Raw genomic sequence first — 19251 nt, 5'->3', positions numbered from 1 at the left:
TCGGTCAGAGCACCCGGGTGATCTCCTCGGCGGCGACCCGGGCGTCGAGGCGGGACCGGTCGAGGTTGGCGCAGACGACCACCGACGCGCCGACCGACAGCGGGGCCAGGAGCCACTTGAGTGGTTGCTCGTGCTCGGCCGCGTCGACCAGCAGCCGGTCGCCGGACCGCAGGCCGAACTGGTCGGCCATCTCCCGGGCGAGCCGACCCCACGCGCCGAAGCTCGTGCCGTCGGGGGTGGCCGCCTCCGCCGGGTGGACGCCGGCGTAGTCGGGCGGCGTGTCGGTGTGCCGGAGCACCTCGCCGTCCCAGTCGAGCCAGCCCACCGGCACGTCGACCAGCGGGCCCGGCCCGGTGCCGACGAGGTAACGGTGCACCCCGTCCGGCACGTCCTCCAGCCAGTCGTCGAGCCGCTGCGGGGTGACGAACACCGCGTCGTACGGCCGGTCCCCGCCCGGCTCCAGCACCGGCAGCCCGGCGGTGGCCCGGGGCCGGAACGACACGGCCAGACCCACCGACCAGGCACCCAACAACACGGCGGCGGTACGCCAGTGCGGCGGCAGCAGCACCGCGACCCGGCTGCCCGGGGCCAGCCCGCAGCCGTCGCGCAGCAGCCCGGCGGTGCGCGCCGCCCAGCCGCCCAGGTCAGCAGCGCTCAGGGCGACCCGCTCGCCGGTGGCGTCGTCGCAGAAGGTGAACAGTGGCCGGGCTACCTCGGCCTGCGCCGCGACCGGCAGGGCCAACACGTCCGGCGCTCCCATCGCACACCTCCCTGTGAACGCGACCCACTCGGGCCACGGAAGGTCACCGTACCGCCACGAGCTGACTCTGCGACGGCGGCATACGGCGACCACGCACCCGCCGCCGAGCGTGAATGATCAGGCGGCTCTGAGCTTCCGGATGACGTACTGGTTGAGGCTCATCCCGTCCTCGGCAGCCTGGATGGCGAGTTCGCGATGCAGGCTCTCACCGACGCGGAGGTTGAACTTGCCCGAGTAGCTGCGGTCGGCGATCGGCTGCGGCACCTGCTCGCCCTGCTCCGCCAGGTCCGCGATCACCTCGCGCAGCAGGTCCTGAAGCCCTTGAAGCGCGCCGACCTGCGACGACGCGAGCCAGGAGAGCGACGGGAACTCGGCACAGGTCGCAACGAACTCACGATCCTCGGCGGACCAGGTGACGCGGTAGGTGTAGTGGGTGATGTCAAGATGGGTTTCGGGGTCCATCACAGGGCCTCCTTCTTGTCGATCGCCTTGAGCACCTGCCGTACCTGGTATGCCTTGACCTTGCCTTTGTCGTTCTGGATCTTGACTCGCGGGTATCCGCCCAGGGCATCTTGAACACCGCGTGAGAGGTGCCGGCCTGCCGGGGCTTCCCGAAGTAGTGCTCGCACACCGCGTAGAGATCGTTGTAGGCAGTGTTCTGCTGGTTACTTCGCATCACTGCAACGAGCTTGGCTACGGACGGCACGAGCCGACGGTACTGCGGGCGGTACCATCGCCGCTACGCCTCCCACCGTCGGCCAGTCCGGCGTCGCCTTCAAGATCCGCGATTACCCCCGCGTGCAAGGGGAGCAGTCGATCGCAGCTTCGATGTGGTTGATCTGCCGGGGATCACCCCCGCGTGCGCGGGGAGCAGTACGGCGGCGCGTCCGTCGTCGCCCTGGTCCTGGGATCACCCCCGCGTGCGCGGGGAGCAGGCCTCCATCTCGTGCACGGTGGCCGGCTGATCGGGATCACCCCCGCGTGCGCGGGGAGCAGGACCCGATCGCCCCGGTGGCTGTCATGCGCCCGGGATCACCCCCGCGTGCGCGGGGAGCAGACGGTGCTGATCCACGAGAACGGCGCGTCTTCCGGATCACCCCCGCGTGCGCGGGGAGCAGCTCGCCGAAGACGCGTACGAGCTGGAAATCCGGGGATCACCCCCGCGTGCGCGGGGAGCAGTGGCGCATCGCCGACCAAGCCAAGTGCGGCGGCGGATCACCCCCGCGTGCGCGGGGAGCAGTTGCGGGACACCTTGACCCGCTTCGCGACCGGGGGATCACCCCCGCGTGCGCGGGGAGCAGTTGCGGGACACCTTGACCCGCTTCGCGACCGGGGGATCACCCCCGCGTGCGCGGGGAGCAGAGGGTCTCCCTCGACAGGCCGGGGCCGCTGATGGGATCACCCCCGCGTGCGCGGGGAGCAGCCATGTCCCGCCAACCCATCATGACGCGTGCCCGGATCACCCCCGCGTGCGCGGGGAGCAGACTTCCTGAGCTGGGATGCTAAAGATCAACTACCCCTCTTTCCTTCACTTTGTTCGGAGGGCACCGACGATCCGCTGCCCCCATCTGGGGCCCTCCGCCCGAACCTCCGGCGCTTGGATGCCTTGCTCCACCCTGGGCCCACTGCCGGGTTGTACGACCTCCGATCTGTAGGCCGACGCATCAGCGTGATCCCGTCGAAGTCCACCGGCTCCCAGTGATGGTCGTGTACCTCGAAGGTCAGTCGTTGCTCGCCTGGCCGCTGGTAGACGAGCAGTGCCCGGCCTGGCCCGGCCATCTCGACGACCTTGGCCCAGAGCCGCTGTCGGATCCGGCTGTTCACGTGCCCCACGTACACCCCGGCAGAGATCTCCAGCAGCCACTGTGTCAGGTGCCCACGCAGCCCTTCGGGGCAGGCGGTGAGGATGATGACGGTCATCAGAAGTCCACGTCCCCGGAGTAGTTCCGGCCGCCGGCGAGTTCGTAGCCTTCCTCGTCCCACAGGCGTACGGCATCGCTGCCGGCTTCCTCGTCGAGCTGTTCCTCGTCGATCGGTCCGGCCGAGCCATCGGTGAGCAGCAGGCTTCGGATGTCGCGGACGCACCGGTCGAGGAGTGCGCCGTCGTGGACCCGGTCGCGGACGGCCCGACGGGTGTCCGAGCCGATGTCGGTCGACTCGCCGGCCGCGATGTCGAAGGCGACCGGGATGCTGATCTCGGCCTTGTACAGGTCAGCGATGTCGTAGACGAACGACCGATCGTGGCCGGTGTGGACGAATCCGAGCCCCGGCGATGCGCCGATGGCGACGATGACCGCGTGCACGATGCCGTACAGGCAGGCGTGCGCCGCCGACAGCGCCTGGTTGACTCGATCGCTGCCGTCGAAGTTGTCCGGGTCGTACTCCCGGTTGTTCCACGACACACCGGTGCGCAGCGAGTGTTCCCGGTAGCAGCGGCGGACCCTCGCTCCTTCTTTGCCGCGCAACTGTTGCATCGTGAGCTTGCTGGTGTCTTCCCCGGGAAAGCGCATCCGATACATCGCGCGCGCCACCTGGAGTCGCCGGTCCCGGTGCGAGACGGCGGCGGCCTGGGCGACAAGAAGACGGCTTGACCGGGCGAGCGAGCGCCCGTGTGCGTAGTACCGGATGCCGTGCTCACCGACCCAGACGACCGTGGCGCCGTTGTCGGCGATCAGCATCATCGCCTGCTGGGTGATGCTGGTGCCGGGACCCAGCATGAGGACCCCGAGCGTGGCGGCCGGCAGATGCACGACGCCCTTCTCGTCGGCGGCGGTGATCGCGTTGCTGTCCCGGTGGATGACGCATCGTTCGAGGTAGACGAAACTGACCCGGTCCTGCGCGCGGTTGAGTTCCGCCAGTTCAGCCGGCGGCACACCCGGGGTCTTCTTCACGAGTTCGGCTGCGCGGGCGCGAGGGTCAGCAGCCCGCACCCGTACGCCCGAGCGTGGCCGATGCCCCGGGTGAGGACGTTACGAAACAGGGCCGGGTCCTCGATGTCAAGGACGCCGTCGTAGGTGGCCGTAACGAGGGTGACCGGCCGTTGTCCGTGGTTGCGGGTGAACCGGCGAACCTGGCGGTCGTAGGTGACGAGGTTCAGCTCCCCGTCAGCCTGCCGGGCGATGGTGAACCCGTGCCGCTCGGCCCGGCTGGTCAGCCACTCGATCTGCTGCGTGGCGGTGACCTGACCGAATCTCTGCGTCGTCGGCGAGTTCTCCGTCTTACGGCCGGTGCGGCTGGGGTTGGCCGTCAACCGGAACGCCCATCGCTGCCCCTTCTCCAAGGAGTCGAGCAGGCGGTCGTAGGGGCGGGTCTCCCAGGACTCGCTGCTCCTCGGCCAGCCGGCCTGCTCGACGAGGTGGGTCAGCTCGGGCTCGGTCGGGCTCACGATGTAGAGCACGACCTGCCGGTCCCGCCGCTGGTCGACGCGCCACAGGGTGCGGGCGTCGTCGCGGGTGTGGTCCTCGGGACGGGGGAAGCCGGACAGTACGGCGGCGTGCATCGCCTGCGGCGAGGCGAGCAACTTGCGCGCGCCCTGCCGGGCGGTGTTCATGAGGAACCGGGTCAGGTACATCGTCGTCCTCACAGCCACGTGAGCGGGTCGTGGTCGGCCAGGGCGGGGCCTCCGGGGACACCGGCGGCGACGGGAGGACGGCCGTCGGGGTTGGGCACGAGGACCCGGGTACGGACGACAGCCCGCCACCCGTACTGCCGGTGGGCCGGGTCGAAGCTGATCGGCTCGTCCTGGAAAGTCTCGGTGGCCTCGGCCCCCGGCGGAGCGTCGAGGAGCGCCTCCAGCCCAACGGTCGATGGTGCGCGCTCACGCAGTCGCTTCGAAGCCTGCCACGGCACGTCACCGAGCACCTCTGCGACCGTGCCGGGGCGGACGCCGAGGGTGACGGGCGCGACCGGCGGGCAGGACCGGCGGCCCAGATAGAGCGGGAACTGCGGCCGGCGTACCGCCTCGTGCAGGCCGTCGAGCAGCTCGCTGTCGCCACCGATCGCGGCGAGGAACACCGCGTCGGAGAGGTAGTAGCGGTTGGTCAGCGGCATGCTGTCCCGGCCGTCGAGGGTGCGGGCAACCTGAAAGTCGCGGAGGATCTGGCCGGGCTGGTCGATCCGTACCCCGAAGTCAATGCCGAGCAGCTCGGTCAGCGGATCGGTGCGCCGCTGCCCCCGGGCTGCGGCGAGCAGCCCGATCACTCCGCTCTTGGTGGGCGCGATCTCGGTGTGCCGCTGGGTGAAGCGGCTGGTCGACCCCCATGCCTGGAGCGGGCCGGCCAGCCGCAGCAGCAGGACGCTCATGCCGGCGTGCCGAGGCGGTCCGCGACAGTCGTCCCGACGGCGCTGACCAGGCCGGGCAGGGGCAGCACCTCGCCGAGAGGTGCGAGGGCGGCGGTACGGCTGCCGACGTGGGTGACCCAGGCGGCGACGGCGGGATCTCCGTACGTCTCCTCGATCTCGGTGGTGTAGTCGGCGAGCTTCTGGGCGGCCTCGGCGACCATGCCGGAGCGATCCCCGAGCTGCCGCTCCCGAACGGGCTCCTCGAAGGCCCCCACCAGGTTGACCGACTGGGTGTCACGCAGCCGCACCATGACCGCGTCGGGGCGGGTGCCGTTGGCGAACGTGTTCTGCTTGCCGGACGGCATGCTGGTGACAAAGGCCTGCAGGAATGCCGTCACGGCCTCACGCGTGGCGTCGGCGTCGCCGAGGGTTTCGTGCAGGCGGTCGACGTCGACCGTCGCATACCGGTAGAGGGTGGCGGAGTTGAACTCGATCGTGCCGATCATGCCGGCACCGGTCTCCTGGTTGTCGTGCTTACGGTCGTCCACGGCGGTGTAGTAGTCGAACTCGTTGTCGACGGCGTGGACGCTGAGGGCGTGGGCGACCTGGACGGCGGCGTCGACGTTCAGGTCCGGCACGTCGGCGAGCATCCGGCCGAACATGGCAATGTCGATGGAGTGGTCGGTGTCGGCCAGCTTCTGGAGCTGCTTGGTGTCGAGCTTCTCCCCGATCCGCTCGGCGTCGATCGCGGCCCGCGCCAGGTTCTCCTGCTGGCGGTGGCTGAGGAACATCAGGTAGCCGGACTCGACGTCGGACTTCGCCGCCGCCTCGCTCTTGCCCTTCTTCGCCGCGGCCTCCTTCTTCACCAGACCGGACGCCTTCAGCACGTCGGCTGCCAGGGCGGACGCCCGATCCTTCAGCTCTGGGTCGAGGTCGGCGATCCGGGCGGCGATCGCCTCTCCGATGCGCTTGGTCCGCTCGCCGAGCTGGGAGTCGTCGAGGGTACGGCGGAACGCCAGCCGGACCGCCCGCTTCCAGGACTGGGAGGAGACCCGGGCCCGGCGCACGCCGCCGTAGGTGGCGGTCTTCGGGGAGCCGGAGTCGTCCCGGTTGATGTTGCTCGGCGGCACGGTGTGCAGGATGTGGACGTCCAGGATCGTGCGGCTCATGGTCACTCCTCGGAGGTGGCGCCTGCGGGCGCGGAGTCGGCTTTCGAGTCGGTGCTGTCGTCGCCCCGCCGGTCCCCGGGCTCGGGCTGGCGGTAGAAGTCACGGCCCCACAGGCCGCGGACCTGGGCGGGCCCCCATGGCTTCTGCAGCCTGGCCAGGTCCTCGGCGAGCACTCCGTAGTCGAGGGCGATCCGGTGGTCCCGCAGAAGCCGGATCAGACTGCGCAAATGGGTGGTGACGGCGGCGTAGCTGGTGGCGGTGCCGAGGGCGGCGAACCGCCGTCGCACGGCGACGGCGCTGTCCGGGTCGCTGCACAGCAGGCTGACCGCCCCGCCAAGTCCGATGCCGTCCTGGTGCATGGGCGTGTCGCGGAGCGACTGCTGATGCACCGCGTACAGGGTCAGCGCGGTGTGCATGGCCCGCTCGGTGTGAGTCGGGTCGTCGCCGAGGCGATCCCCGAGGTACTTCTCCGCCACGCGGGTCTGCTCCAGGATCGTGAAGTCCTCGCCGGGCTCCCGGCCGACCACACCCCGCAGCCTGGCCAGGGCGGCGATGGCGAAGCTCTCCTCGCGAAGGTAGCCCTCCTGCAACACCACGACCCGGGTGGCGACGTATCCCCCGAAGGGCCCGCGCGGGCGGGCGTACCGCTTGGGCTCCGGGCTCTGGGTTTCGTTGTCGGCTGGGGCTGTGACGGTCACGCCGGCACCTCCTGGGAAACGGGCGGGTTCTCGGTGACAGCAGCCATCGGCAGGGCGCGACGCAGGGCGTCGCGGAAGAACTTGTCCGCGAGCGGGCTGCTCAGGTGCTTCTTCTTCTCCTGGTCGACGTAGCGGCCGGCCCAGGCCTGCGGGCCAGCCTGCTCCACCAGGTCCCGGCCGAGCCGGCGCACGCAGCGATCGGCCAACGTCTGCCACTGGATGCGCGCCCGCGCCGGGTCGCTGTGGGGGCCGAGGTCGCCCAGCCAGCGCCGGAACAGGACGTCCAACTTGGCGTAGCCGATTTCGGCGGCCCGGTCTGCGGCGGCAGCGGGCGGGTCCTCGGCCCGGTCCCCGTACCCTCCGGCGGCGCGGCACAGGTCGGCGGCCAGCCGGCGCAGCGTGAGGACAGCGGCCTCGGCGTCGGCGGCGCTGTCCACGATGGTGACGGCAAGCGGACCCGCAGGGTCGAACGCCTGCACGGGCATGGTCAACGCGTCCTGGTAGACCTCGTCGACCACCGACATCTGGTTGCCGTAGACGACGCCGACGGCGCGGGCGGTGACCCGGTACTGGTCGTCGATCAACTGCCTGATCCGGAGCCGGGCCAGCCACTGGCTGACCGCTGGCGGTCGTCGGCTCGCGGCTTCGGCCCCCGGTCGTTCGGTCGGGGCGGGCAGCAAGCTGGTCAGCCCGCGCCAGAGGGCCCGGGTGTGGTCGTGGAGGGCGGGCAGATAGACGAGGGGCTGCCCGAGCTTCTTCTCCTGGTTGGCGCTGCGCCGCCAGCCGCTCATCGGCTCCTGCTGGTGCAGGTTCGGCCAGGCGATGCGGTCCCCGTTTGCGATCATGGCACCGGTGATCCCGGCTTGGTCGCCGAAGAGGCGGATCCGGCGAGACTGCCAGGTGTAGAGGTTGAGCAGCCCGTGCGGGCCACGAGCGCGCTCGACCTCCTCGGTCGGGCCGTGCGGCTCGCGCTCCCAGACCGGGGAGTCACGTTCCGGGTCCTGCCGGAGGTAGTCGCTGTCGAGCGGGACGAGGTTGAGCAGCAGTGTCTCGCGCAGTGTCCGGCCTTCGAGGTAGACCAGCCCGAGGGAGCCGCAGGAGGCGGGGCCGATCGGGTAGCCCTTCCCGCCCTTGACCCGGTCGTCACCGACCGCCCCGGACTTGATGCCGGACGTGTCGTATGCCTGGCAGTGGACCAGCCAGACGGCCGCCTCGGCAGGTGTCAGCCGGGCGAGGCCGGGCCCGAGCCTGGTGGTGAGGTAGGGCGCGTTGTTCGGTACGTCGGCGATCAGCCGTTCCAGGCCGAACCCGTCTCCCTTCTGCGTACGTAGGTCGGCCACCTGGTAGAACGGCGTGACCGGGTGCAGCAGGTCGAAACGGTCCCGGTACTCGTCGAGGTAGCCGGCGATGTCGTCCGCCGGCAGGTCGGAACGCCGCCACAACCCCTGCCACGCACGCTCGTCCTCGGGTCCGTCGACCGCCCGGTGCAGGATCGCGAGGAGCAGCCTTAGGATCGCGGACGTCTGGGTCGGCAGGTCACCGACGACGGCCCGCAGCTCCGCCGCTTGGGCGAAGAGCTCGTTCAGGGTGACCAGGCGACGACGGCCGGACAGGTCGAGCACCGGTATCCACGGCCGCTCGATCAGCGAGAAGGAAGAGGTGGCGGCGTCCGGCATCTGAAGGTTCTCCATCCACTTCGACCGGCAATGAGATCAGGGCCTGAACCTGTCCCTACCAATGCGACGGCGGTTGCACTGTAGTCGCTTCCCACGTCACGCGGGGTGATCCGCTGTCGCTACCGATATTCACGATGCTCCCTGCATAGGCAGGGTTTGCCGCAGCTCAACAAGGTGCGGGCCAGCGAAGTTGGTGACCAAGAGTCAGCAGCCTCGCATGGCCTGTCTGATAGCGGACAACCGTCGGTCAGTCGCCACACGGGTCGGCCTTCTCGACGCGCAGGCCGCTGTGCCGGTCGTACGTCAGGATGTGATCGGCAAGGCGGGCCTGTCCCCGCTCGTCGAGATCGAGGATCAGCTCGCCGCCGAGCAGCGGATCCTTTTCCCAGGCCGGGAAGGCGTTGCGGGTCTCCAGTTCTGCGATGATCCGCTCGGTGCCACCGTTGGCGGTGAGCGCCCTCGGCAGTGGCAGGGCGCACCGCAACATCGCGCGGGCTACCGCCTTCGACGGCGCGAAGTCCGTCGGGACAGTCACATCGCCCCCCTCGGCAAGCCAGGACGGCGTGCGCAGTTCGTCTCCCCGGCGGACCAGCAGCAGCACCTCCAGCGTTTCGGCGGCGTCGTCGCGCACGTGTGCCCGGCCGCGCCGTTCGTCGCCGTTGGCGGTATCGGTGTTGCCCACGTTGGCGTCGAGCCAGCTCAGCAGGGAAACCCCCGGCTGCTTGACCGGCCGGATTCGGAACGTCTCCGCGCGCTCACCAGCCGCGAAGGTCCGCTTCAGCGCCTGCGTCTCGGCCTTGGCCAGCGCGTCCTGCCACGAGGGCGGGCCGACCGGCTCGGCGCCGTACGCGTCCTGCACGAGGGACGCGATCTCCTGCGGAAGGGCAAGGCCACGTTCACCGTCGAGGTAGGGCAGGAGCACAGCCGCCGCCCGGAGCAGGGCGAAACGGTCGTACACCCGGACCGAGCCGGTCACCGGGGCGGGCGGCTCGGCTGTCCAGTCCGCGCCGGTCACCAGGCACCGAGGATGCGCGAGCCGGGCGGGGCGGTCGGCCCGGTGGTGCCGGTGCAGCCGGCCGAGCCGTTGCAGGATCAGGTCCACCGGGGCGAGGTCGGTGACCAGCAGGTCGAAGTCGATGTCCAGGGACTGCTCGGCGACCTGGCTGGCCACGACGACGTGGCAGCTCGGCCGGGCGCGTCCGAGCTTGGCGAGGTGGCTGGGCGGGCCGAAGGTGTCCCGCAGCCACTTGTCCTTGGCCGCACGGTCGGCGGCCATGAAGCGGGAGTGCGCCACCGACACCGGAATCTGCGGCCCGAGCTGCTCGCGCAACGTGGCCGCCGTGTCCAACACCCGGGCAACGGTGTTGCGGACGATCAGGACGCAGCCACCGTCCGCAAGGTCGGCCCGGAGCCGGTCGGCGAGGGCAGCCAGGTCGTCGTCCGCGGGTGCCAGCCGTACGTCGAGGCTGCGGCCGGATGCCGCGCAGCCCACCGCCACCGGCTGCCGGCCGACACCGGAAACGCTGAGCAGCGGATACCGTCGATCATCGCGCAGAGGTTGGTAGTCGTCGGCGGCGGCGGTGCCGCCCGCGCGATACCTGCGGCGAGCGCCGCCCGCCTGCCGACGGCCCAACCGACCGTCGTCGTAGGCCCGCATCATGTCGGCCCGCCGCGCAGCGGGAAGGGTCGCCGACAGGATGACCACGGGTACGCCGTGGGCCCCCAGCCATTCCAGCGCCCGGTCCAGGTACCGGCTCATGTAGACGTCGTAGGCGTGCGCCTCGTCGATAACGACCACCTTGCCGGCGAGGCCGAGGTGTCGCAGGGCCACATGCCGGGCCTGCAACGCGGCGAAGAGCAACTGGTCGATGGTGCCGACGACGAAGCTGGACAGCAGCTTGCGCTTCCGGCCGGCCAGCCAGCCGTGCACGGCGGTCTGTGTCCCGCCCTCGTCCAGGGCGATCGCGCTGGGCAGCACCCCCCGGTAGAGCCGGGAGTATTCGTCGTTGAGCATCGCTTTGCCGTGCGCCAGGGCAGCATCCCGGGCACCCCTGCCCAGATCCGCATCAGGGAGCCGGCTGAGCCAGGTCAGCACCCGGCTGAACATGGCGTCCCCGGTCGCGCGGGTAGGAAGCGCCAGGAAGCAACCGCCCGCACCGCTGCGCCGGGCGAGAATCTCCACGGCCGCGAGCGCGGCCTCGGTCTTGCCCTCACCCATGGGCGCCTCGACGATCAGCAGACCCGGCAGCGGCATGGTGTGCGCCTGTTCCACCACTGCCGCCTGGACCGGGTAGGGCCGCGTCCCAGCCGGCAACTCGAAGCGCCGGGAGAACAAGGTCGAGATATCCAGGCCACTCACGTCGACTGCCTGCCAGGGGGTCGGCAGGTCGAGTTCATCCCACGCCTGGGCAAGGCGGTCCGGCGCATTCTCCCGCTGGAAGCCGTACGGGAAGAGATCGTCGTTGCTGGCGATCCAGTCGGCGACGATCACAATGGCCGTCAGCAACACCTGCACCGGTTGCGGCAGGGCGGCCTCCCGCCAGACCGGCAGCCTGGTGGTCACCTCGGCGTGCTGGCTCATCCAATCGAGCAGCTCCTCGCGCACCTGCGGCCACAGCCCGTCGACTCCGAGCAGGTAGGGCCGGTCGCGGATTGCCTTGAGGTCGCCGTCGGTCGGCGGCACCCCGTGGTGGCCGCCGACGACCACCGCGTACGCCTCGGCCTGGTCCCGGGTCCAGCCCTTCGCACCGGTCAGCCAGTCGATCAGGGCGAGATGCCCTGCCGGGCCGTGCGGGGCGCGCAGGCGGTCATTCTCCACCTGGCTGTCGAAGGCGAAACCGTGGTCCCGCATCCCCTGCCGCAGGTGTTTCACCTGCCAGGCGAACGCCGGGGTGGCCTTGCCGATGTCGTGGACGCCGGCAAGCCAGCGGACCAGCCGGCGGCCGTCGTCGGCCCCACCGGGCAACGGCGCAGCGATGGGCCGCCGGACACTTTCCGGCAGCCACATGTCCCACAGCAGGCCGGCGACATCGGCACTGTCGGCGAGGTGACGATGCAGCGGAAGCCAGAAGCCCCGATCGCGGTTCGTCTTGCCCCAGACAAGACGGGCACTCTCGCTGAGACCAGGTCGATCGGGCACGGAGGAGATGAGAACAGAGGGGTACGACACCTGACGACCTACTTCCAGGGACGACTCACAGACCGACCACGCGGCCGCTTTCAGCATCGAGAACGACGCTCATATACGCCCGGACGCGGCCTGGCTGGAGATCGAGCAAGATTAATCCGGTCGCCGGAACCCCTCCCCGTCGGACGCCCTCGCGGAGATTCCATCGGTACGCTGATCCGGCTGCGACTCACACCAACCCAACCGGCGCGCTCGATTCCAACAGCGATGGCCTTGAGAGGCAAGTGAACGAAAACCAGGAAGTTGATCTTTAGCATCGCAGGTCAGAAAGCCTGCTCCCCGCGCATGCGGGGGTGATCCGAATAAGGGAAGCTTTGGGGCCCGCACGCATAACTGCTCCCCGCGCATGCGGGGGTGATCCCAGGTTTCCCCTCCCTGGCGCACCTGACTAACGCTGCTCCCCGCGCATGCGGGGGTGATCCGCCGTACCGCGTCTACCTGGGCGGGCCGGACGACTGCTCCCCGCGCATGCGGGGGTGATCCCCCCGATCCGAAGTCAAGGGAGTTGCAAACAGCCTGCTCCCCGCGCATGCGGGGGTGATCCCGCCGGCACGGCCGGGTCGGGCGTGGTCAAGACCTGCTCCCCGCGCATGCGGGGGTGATCCTCCATGAGCATGCCGACCTGTGCACTAAGCGACCTGCTCCCCGCGCATGCGGGGGTGATCCGTTGCCGCGGCCGACGGTCTCGCTGCCCTCGGCCTGCTCCCCGCGCATGCGGGGGTGATCCCGACCTTTATGATCCTGCCACTAACGCGAGAGTCTGCTCCCCGCGCATGCGGGGGTGATCCCTGGAAAGGCGTTCGGGTAGCAGCGTCGCACTTCTGCTCCCCGCGCATGCGGGGGTGATCCCGTCCGCCGATCCCAGTTCGGCAAACACGACAACTGCTCCCCGCGCATGCGGGGGTGATCCCGGCCGCCAGCACCGCCGCGATCCGGATCTGCTCTGCTCCCCGCGCATGCGGGGGTGATCCCGGTGGCGATGAGGCTGACGAACTGACGAAAACCTGCTCCCCGCGCATGCGGGGGTGATCCCCGGTGTTGATCGTGCCGGAGTCGTCCGTCTTGCTGCTCCCCGCGCATGCGGGGGTGATCCATCCCGTACGGTCATTCGTACGGAACCCCGTACCTGCTCCCCGCGCATGCGGGGGTGATCCCCGGGTTCCGCGCCCTCTGTCGCAGAGAGGAACCTGCTCCCCGCGCATGCGGGGGTGATCCCGAGCGGCGCGCGCTGGCCGGCGACGGGCAGGTCTGCTCCCCGCGCATGCGGGGGTGATCCCGGGATCACCAAAGAGCATCCGGCGGGCACCCGCTGCTCCCCGCGCATGCGGGGGTGATCCCGCGACCGGGCCGGTCGGGAAGTGCGTGATCCTGCTGCTCCCCGCGCATGCGGGGGTGATCCCCCGGACCAGCAGGTGCCGGTGGGCGACTGGCTCTGCTCCCCGCGCATGCGGGGGTGATCCGCCGTCGGCGATCTCGCTGTCGGTGTGCCCCTTCTGCTCCCCGCGCATGCGGGGGTGATCCCTGTGCAAGATGCTGTTGCGCGGTGGAGCTAAGCTGCTCCCCGCGCATGCGGGGGTGATCCCCCCATTGGACTGATCATCATTGGGATTGTGGCCTGCTCCCCGCGCATGCGGGGGTGATCCCCCAGGGAGCACCTTGTCCAGGCCGGCGGAGACCTGCTCCCCGCGCATGCGGGGGTGATCCCGGGGCGACCCTCGACGAGGGGACGGAGAAGGGCTGCTCCCCGCGCATGCGGGGGTGATCCCAGCCCGGCGAACTCCAGCTCGAAGTCGGTGTCCTGCTCCCCGCGCATGCGGGGGTGATCCCTCCCAATCGCCGCGATCGCGGGTGATCGTGACCTGCTCCCCGCGCATGCGGGGGTGATCCCTGGCCTTGGGCGTCGTAGACGTTGATGCCCAGCTGCTCCCCGCGCATGCGGGGGTGATCCCTTGTCGAGCTGCTCGGTGTAGCCCTCGACGAGCTGCTCGCCGCGCATGCGGGGGTGATCCGGGCGTCATCGTCGCCTGCCTGGGGAAGAAGCGCTGCTCCCCGCGCATGCGGGGGTGATCCCCTCCTGGCCGCCGCACTCAACCCGCCGACGCCCTGCTCCCCGCGCATGCGGGGGTGATCCCGGCTCCCAGATCGGCGGCGGCCCGGACCGCAGCTGCTCCCCGCGCATGCGGGGGGTGATCCGGCCAGGCGGCGGGGGTCGGGGATCGTGGTCATCTGCTCCCCGCGCATGCGGGGGTGATCCCTGGAAGGGGCTCACCACCGTCAGCGCCCACTTCTGCTCCCCGCGCATGCGGGGGTGATCCCGTCATCGACAGCGACGCCGGACAGCCGATGCGCTGCTCCCCGCTGCATACGGGGGTGATCCGCTGATCTTCGACGTGTCCGCGACGTGGCTGGGCTGCTCCCCACGCATGCGGGGGTGACCCTGCGGCACTCGTCGTTCGGCATCCGGCCTGGCCGCGCTACCCCGCGCACCACCGTGCTTGCGCCTAGTTGCTGCTAGCGCTCGGCGACGAAGACACCTCGGCCGGGGCGGCCCACCAGGACGCCCCGCTTCCGCAGCGTCGCCCAAGCCCGGTTGATGGTCGACAGCGACACGTCGTACTCGTCGGCCAGCACATGACCGGGCGGCAACTGGGCACCACGAGGCCACTCCCCCTCGTCGATTCGCCTGACGAGATCCTCCAGCAGTTCGTTCATGGTGGGCGGGATAGGCACGAGCACCCCTTGCAGTCGGTTGGCTTTGCCAGTATCGATCCACCTCCTGAGACAGGCAAAACACCTAAGCCATTTGGCAGTGCTGACATAGGTGAGGACACTGCGACTGCTCTTGACATTGCTTCGAAGGGTCCGTACGGTCGCTTTCAGTGACGCGGCGCCTGCGGTCGGTTGGCGCTTGCCGTGGTGGTGGCCCGTCCCGTCAGCACCACTCCCCCGTTCCGGGGCGGCTGGGCCATTCCCCCGGCCCGGCCGCCCCGGCCCCAGTTGTGCCCTGCCGCCGCACGTCGAGTGAGGCTGCGCCGGCAGGTCCACCCCCAACCAACGGAAGGGCACTGGAATGTCGAAGACCCCGACCCCAAGCCGATGAAGGGCCCCAACAGCCGGTGGGTCGTGCACGTGCCGATCGTCGTGCCGGACCTGCTCCGCGCCCGGATCCTCGCCCGCACGGCGGCACGGGTCCTGGCCCAGCTCACCCGGTGTGTCGACGTCGGGGAGGTGACCGTGTCGACCGAGGACGAGCAGCGCGTACATCATCGGGTGTTCTGCGACCGGCGACTGGCTGGCGGCGCGCGGTGCGGCCTGCCAAGCGACCACCTCGCGCCGTGCGCGAGCCGCCGCAACCAGCGGTCCTACGGGTGGCGCGGGCGGCAGCCGCCGGGGGCGTAGACCTGCGACCAGTTTCCGGCAACCGCCGACGCCGGAGCGCGGCGGACGACTCGTCGCGGAGAGTCACTGATCGCCGCACCTGCGGGCGGAGGGTGCGGGCCCGCACGCCCACGGGTGCGTGCGGGCCCCTCGGGCACCGGTCAGGCGGTGGTGCGGATCTTCGCGGCGTTGTCGTTGAAGCCGGAGGGGAGGCTCGGGGTGCCGCCGTTGAACCGCCGGGACGCCCCACTGTGGTTGGTCAGCGTGGTGTAGTAGCAGCCGCCGTCGGGCAGGAACGACGACAGCCGCCACTCGTACCAGCCGGGGTTGATGCCGTAGCCGGCCGCGTCGCACCAGGCGCCGCCGTAGACGTGGTCGTAGGCCCCGCCGTAGTTGGCGTGCTCGATCAGCGTGAAGATCTGCACGGATGCGGTGACGCCGGCCTCCCTGGTCGCCGCGAGGGCGGCCTGCTCCGACGCCCCGCACCGGCGGGAGAGGACCTCGGAGAACTCCTGCCCCGCCTTGAGGGGCGCCAGGACGGTCACGCAGACCGGCCGCCCGTCGGCGGGGGCGGCGGCCCGGCTCGCTGCGCTCGCGGGCGCGGCGAGCACGCTGCCGGCCGCGAGCAGCGCCGCCGTGGCGGCGAGGGCGAGCAGCGCGGCCCGGGTCCGGCTGATGGTCGACTTGAACATGCGGTTTCCTTTCGGGTACGGCAGGAGAAGGCCGCCATCGGCACGCGGAGGGATCGGATCGACCATTGACATTCGTGGCCGAATAAGGCTGACCAAAGGCAGAAATTCCGTCGAGGCGCCCCTGCTTTCCACCTCTGCGAACAGAGTCCCCCACGCCTCCAGCAGCGGCAACACCCTTCGACTCAGCCCGAAATCCGCCACCGACAATCACGCCGCCAAACGGATCTGCGACACCGTACGTCGATTAGGTTGAATGGGGTTGCCGACGATCTCCGAGGCGACAAGGCTGGTATTTCTGGTCACACGAACGGGGGAAAGTCGTAATGATCAGGATTCTGTTCACCCCTGACGACCTCGTCCGGGTGCGGATCGCCGAGGCACCCGATCCGATGTGGGAGGTGCTGCTCAGCATTCATCTGCTGCAGGGCCGGCCGGAGGCGCCCGGCATCCGACAGTGGTGGCGGCAGACCCGCCGTCAACTGCCCCCGGCGGCGCGGCTGCTCGCCGAGCTGGCCCCGCCCCGCGGCTACTCACCGGACTTCCTCACCCCGTCCGCCGGCACGTACGGCCTGGCGGCCGGAATCGAGGCGCTGCTCGCGACCCGGCCCCGCCGGCTCGCCGGTGACCTGCGGCGGCTCGCCGAGCAGCGCCGTCCCACCCCGCTGGCCCGGTCACTCGCGCGCGCCGAGCCGGCGAGCCTGCGCCTGGTCGCCGACGCGGTAGGCGACTACCACCGGGCGGCGGTGGCCCCGTACTGGCCGGTGATCCGGGCCGCCGTCACCGCCGACCGGGCCACCCGGTTGCGGACGCTCACCGGGCACGGCTTCGAAGGGCTGGTCGGGTCGCTCCACCCCGACCTGCGGTGGCGTGCACCGGTGCTGGAGCTGCACGGCACGAGCTTCAGCCGGGACGTCCGCCTCGGCGGCCGTGGGCTACGGCTCGTCCCGTCCTTCTTCTGCTGGCGGAGGCCGACCCTGCTCCGCGATCCCGAGCTGCCACCCGTGCTGGTGTACCCGGTCGCGCACCGTCCCGCCCTGGTGCCGGCCCCGCCGGAGCAGGCGTACGCCGTCGGGCCGGCCGATCGCGCCGGACCCGGCCGGTCCGACGCCGCCCGGACGACCGACCTGGGCACCGCCGCGCCCGACCGCCCCGACACCGGCTGGGCGACCGGCCTCGACACCGCCCAGGCGGCCGGGCTCGACACCGCCTGGCCGCCACCGCAGGTGGACGCGGCCGAGGGCGCGTCGCTCGCCGCGCTGCTCGGTGGCACCCGGGCGGCGGTGTTGGCGGCGGTGGGCGCGGGATGCGGCACCAGCGAACTGGCCCGGCGGGTCGGCGTGTCGGCGGCCACCGCCAGCCAGCACGCGAGCGTCCTGCGGGCCGCCGGGCTGATCGACACCCGTCGGACGGGCGGCTCCGTGCTGCACACGTTGCGTCCCCTCGGGCGGCACGTCCTGGCGAGCGGCGCCACCGTCGCCGCAGTCGGCTAGCGCTGCCGGGTCTGGTTGGTTAGGAAGGGCCCCTTGTACAACAGAATGCGTTAACAGGGGGCCCCTCCTTACACCTCGGGGCCGCCGTCGAGCAGCGGGGCTAGCAGGTCGCCGTGCTTGTCCACCCGCTTGAGCACCTCGGCGGCGGTGTAGGGGCGAGCAGCCGGGCGCTTTCCGGCCGCGCCGGCCGCCACCTCGTCCCAGGTCAGCGGCGTCGACACGGCCGGCACGGGTTGGGCGCGCAGCGAGTACGGCGCTACCGTCGTCTTCGCCGCGTTGTTCTGGCTCCAGTCGATGAAGACCTTCCCGCCGCGCAGGTTCTTCGCCATCTTCGACACGACCAGCTTCGGGTGGGCTTCCTCCAGCTCGCGGGCGACCCGGTGGGCGTAGTCGGAGACCGTGTCCGAGGACTGGGTGCCGGCGATCGGGCAGCAGAGCTGCATGCCCTTCTTGCCCGACGTCTTCGGATAGGAGTCGAGCCCGTCAAGGGCCAGCCGGTCGCGCAGCAGCAGCGCCACCTGGCTGCATTCGCGCAGCCCGGCCGGGGGGCCGGGGTCGAGGTCGACGACCAGCAGGTCGGGGTGGCCGCCGATCTTCCACTGCGGGGTGTGCAGTTCCAGGGCGGCGAGGTTGGCCAGCCAGACGAGGGTGGGCAGGTCGTCGGCGACTACGTAGTCGATGGTCTCGCGGCCCTTGGTGGAGCCGGGGGCGGGGAGGTTCTCGGTGCGTACCCAGGCGGGGGTGGCGGCGGGGGCGTTCTTCTCGAAGAAGCTCTTGTCCTCGACGCCGTTGGGGTAGCGGATGCGGGTGAGGGCCCGGTCGGCGAGGTGCGGCAGGAGCACCGGGGCGATGCGGGTGTAGTAGTCGATCACCTCGCCCTTGGTGAAGCCCGCCGCCGGGTAGAGCACCTTGTCCAGGTTGGACAGCTCCAGCGAGCGGCCCTGCACGTCGACCTTGAGCCGGTCAGCCGGCATCGTCCACCTCCTCGGGCGGCTTGTCGGGGCGCAGCCGCAGCACCCGGGGGAAGCGCAGCCGGCCGTCGGGGGTGCGCTGGCCGTACTTCACCTCCACCACGACCTCAGGATCTACCCAGATGGCACCCCGGGCATCCTCGCGGGGCACGTCGGCGGCGAACGGGGAGCTGCCGGCGCGCAGGGGTTCCAGCTCGCGCAGCAGTTCGCGTTCGAGGGCCGCGCCGATGCCGCCGCCGACGCGGCCCCGGTAGGTGAGCCGGCCGTCGGGGCGGGGCACGCCGACGAGCAGGCCGCCGATCTTGCGGGCCCCGGGCCGCCAGCCGCCGACGACGAAGTCGCCGGTGACCTCCAGCTTGACCTTGACCCAGTCGGGCGAGCGGACGCCGGGCCGGTAGGCCGAGCCGGTGCGCTTGGCCATCACCCCTTCGAGGCCGTGTTCGCCGGCCGCCTCGTAGGTGGCGGGCCCGTCGGCGAAGACGGGGGGCACGGCCCACCGGGCGCCGCCGAGTCCGAGGCCCTCCAGCAGGTCGCGGCGTTCGCGCCAGGGCCGGCCGGTGAGGTCCGCGCCGCGCAGCCGCAACAGATCGAAGATCAGATACGTCACGGGTACGCTCGCCGCGAGCCGGGCCGCCTTCGTCGGATCGCGCACGTGCATCCGTTCGGCGAGCGCGGTGAAGGAGGGCTGACCGGCCTGGTTGAGCAACACCACCTCCCCGTCGAGCAGGGCGTCGTCGACCTGCTCGGCGAGGGTGATCAGCTCCGGGTAGGCGGCGGTGATCTGCACGCCGGATCGGGCGTACAGGTGTTGCCGGCCGCCGACGATGTCGGCGAGCGCGCGTACGCCGTCCCACTTGAACTCGTACGCCCACTCGGCGCCGGCGGGCAGCGGGCCGGTCGTCGCGAGCATCGGCTTCAGCGGCGCGCCGGGCATTTCCTGACTGTAGTA

16 protein-coding genes and 2 CRISPR repeat arrays are annotated in these 19251 nt (G+C 70.9%); of the genes, 2 read left to right on the top strand and 14 right to left on the bottom strand.

The window, feature by feature from the left end; all coding sequences use genetic code 11:
• Positions 1-4: 4 nt before the first annotated feature.
• The 11 genes from LPA42_RS09800 to LPA42_RS09750 form a co-directional block, all read right to left on the bottom strand.
• Entirely contained in the window at positions 5-760 is a 756-nt protein-coding gene (locus LPA42_RS09800) for a TIGR03089 family protein (RefSeq protein ID WP_077935765.1), read from the bottom strand.
• Positions 761-877: 117 nt separating this feature from the next.
• Entirely contained in the window at positions 878-1222 is a 345-nt protein-coding gene (locus LPA42_RS09795; protein ID WP_077935776.1) for a type II toxin-antitoxin system HicB family antitoxin, read from the bottom strand.
• Between the two features lie 322 nt (positions 1223-1544).
• Positions 1545-2244: a CRISPR direct-repeat array (repeat unit 28 nt; unit sequence GGATCACCCCCGCGTGCGCGGGGAGCAG).
• A 25-nt stretch (positions 2245-2269) separates the two neighbouring features.
• Complete coding sequence (cas2e, locus tag LPA42_RS09790; protein WP_077935764.1) at positions 2270-2680, bottom strand: type I-E CRISPR-associated endoribonuclease Cas2e; 411 nt, start codon at positions 2678-2680, stop codon at positions 2270-2272.
• A complete protein-coding gene (gene cas1e / locus LPA42_RS09785; protein WP_077935763.1) occupies positions 2680-3651 on the bottom strand; it encodes a type I-E CRISPR-associated endonuclease Cas1e in 972 nt (323 codons plus the stop codon). The genes cas2e and cas1e overlap by 1 nt, the downstream gene beginning before the upstream one ends.
• Entirely contained in the window at positions 3648-4331 is a 684-nt protein-coding gene (gene cas6e, locus LPA42_RS09780) for a type I-E CRISPR-associated protein Cas6/Cse3/CasE (RefSeq protein WP_077935762.1), read from the bottom strand. The genes cas1e and cas6e overlap by 4 nt, the downstream gene beginning before the upstream one ends.
• A gap of 8 nt (positions 4332-4339) precedes the next feature.
• Positions 4340-5062 (bottom strand): type I-E CRISPR-associated protein Cas5/CasD, encoded by a 723-nt coding sequence (gene cas5e / locus LPA42_RS09775; RefSeq protein WP_077935761.1) that lies wholly within the window; start codon positions 5060-5062, stop codon positions 4340-4342.
• Complete coding sequence (gene cas7e, locus LPA42_RS09770; RefSeq protein WP_077935760.1) at positions 5059-6210, bottom strand: type I-E CRISPR-associated protein Cas7/Cse4/CasC; 1152 nt, start codon at positions 6208-6210, stop codon at positions 5059-5061. Before cas7e ends, cas5e begins: the two co-directional genes overlap by 4 nt.
• Before the next feature lie 2 nt (positions 6211-6212).
• Entirely contained in the window at positions 6213-6908 is a 696-nt protein-coding gene (casB, locus tag LPA42_RS09765; RefSeq protein WP_077935759.1) for a type I-E CRISPR-associated protein Cse2/CasB, read from the bottom strand.
• On the bottom strand, positions 6905-8599 hold the full coding sequence (gene casA, locus LPA42_RS09760) for a type I-E CRISPR-associated protein Cse1/CasA (protein ID WP_228986496.1): 1695 nt from the start codon (positions 8597-8599) through the stop codon (positions 6905-6907). The genes casB and casA overlap by 4 nt, the downstream gene beginning before the upstream one ends.
• 232 nt (positions 8600-8831) lie before the next feature.
• Entirely contained in the window at positions 8832-11723 is a 2892-nt protein-coding gene (locus LPA42_RS09755; protein ID WP_228986495.1) for a CRISPR-associated endonuclease Cas3'', read from the bottom strand.
• Between the two features lie 320 nt (positions 11724-12043).
• Positions 12044-14209: a CRISPR direct-repeat array (repeat unit 28 nt; unit sequence CTGCTCCCCGCGCATGCGGGGGTGATCC).
• A 73-nt stretch (positions 14210-14282) separates the two neighbouring features.
• The gene (locus LPA42_RS09750) at positions 14283-14501 is read right to left on the bottom strand and encodes a GntR family transcriptional regulator (RefSeq protein ID WP_077935775.1); all 219 of its coding nucleotides are present in this window, start codon (positions 14499-14501) and stop codon (positions 14283-14285) included.
• 366 nt (positions 14502-14867) lie between these two features.
• On the opposite strand from LPA42_RS09750, the gene LPA42_RS09745 reads away from it, so the two are divergent.
• The gene (locus LPA42_RS09745) at positions 14868-15170 is read left to right on the top strand and encodes a hypothetical protein (protein WP_077935756.1); all 303 of its coding nucleotides are present in this window, start codon (positions 14868-14870) and stop codon (positions 15168-15170) included.
• A 140-nt stretch (positions 15171-15310) separates the two neighbouring features.
• On the opposite strand, the gene LPA42_RS09740 is transcribed toward LPA42_RS09745, so the two are convergent.
• Positions 15311-15841, bottom strand: coding sequence for a hypothetical protein (locus LPA42_RS09740; RefSeq protein WP_077935755.1), 531 nt, complete (start codon positions 15839-15841; stop codon positions 15311-15313).
• A gap of 323 nt (positions 15842-16164) precedes the next feature.
• Between LPA42_RS09740 and LPA42_RS09735 the strand changes: the two genes are divergently transcribed.
• Positions 16165-17331 carry a helix-turn-helix domain-containing protein gene (locus LPA42_RS09735; RefSeq protein WP_077935754.1) on the top strand — a complete coding sequence of 389 codons (1167 nt, stop codon included), beginning with the start codon at positions 16165-16167 and terminating at the stop codon, positions 17329-17331.
• Positions 17332-17399: 68 nt separating this feature from the next.
• Here LPA42_RS09735 and ligD (LPA42_RS09730) read toward each other — a convergent pair whose 3' ends face one another.
• Together ligD (LPA42_RS09730) and ligD (LPA42_RS09725) are read right to left on the bottom strand one after the other, a co-directional pair.
• On the bottom strand, positions 17400-18305 hold the full coding sequence (gene ligD, locus LPA42_RS09730; protein ID WP_228986494.1) for a non-homologous end-joining DNA ligase: 906 nt from the start codon (positions 18303-18305) through the stop codon (positions 17400-17402).
• Entirely contained in the window at positions 18295-19236 is a 942-nt protein-coding gene (gene ligD, locus LPA42_RS09725; RefSeq protein ID WP_077935748.1) for a non-homologous end-joining DNA ligase, read from the bottom strand. The genes ligD (LPA42_RS09730) and ligD (LPA42_RS09725) overlap by 11 nt, the downstream gene beginning before the upstream one ends.
• Between the last annotated feature and the right edge of the window lie 15 nt (positions 19237-19251).

The organism is Micromonospora sp. DH13 (assembly GCF_020873825.1).
Lineage (GTDB): Bacteria > Actinomycetota > Actinomycetes > Mycobacteriales > Micromonosporaceae > Micromonospora > Micromonospora haikouensis.
This window is presented reverse-complemented; position numbering and strand designations above follow the sequence as displayed.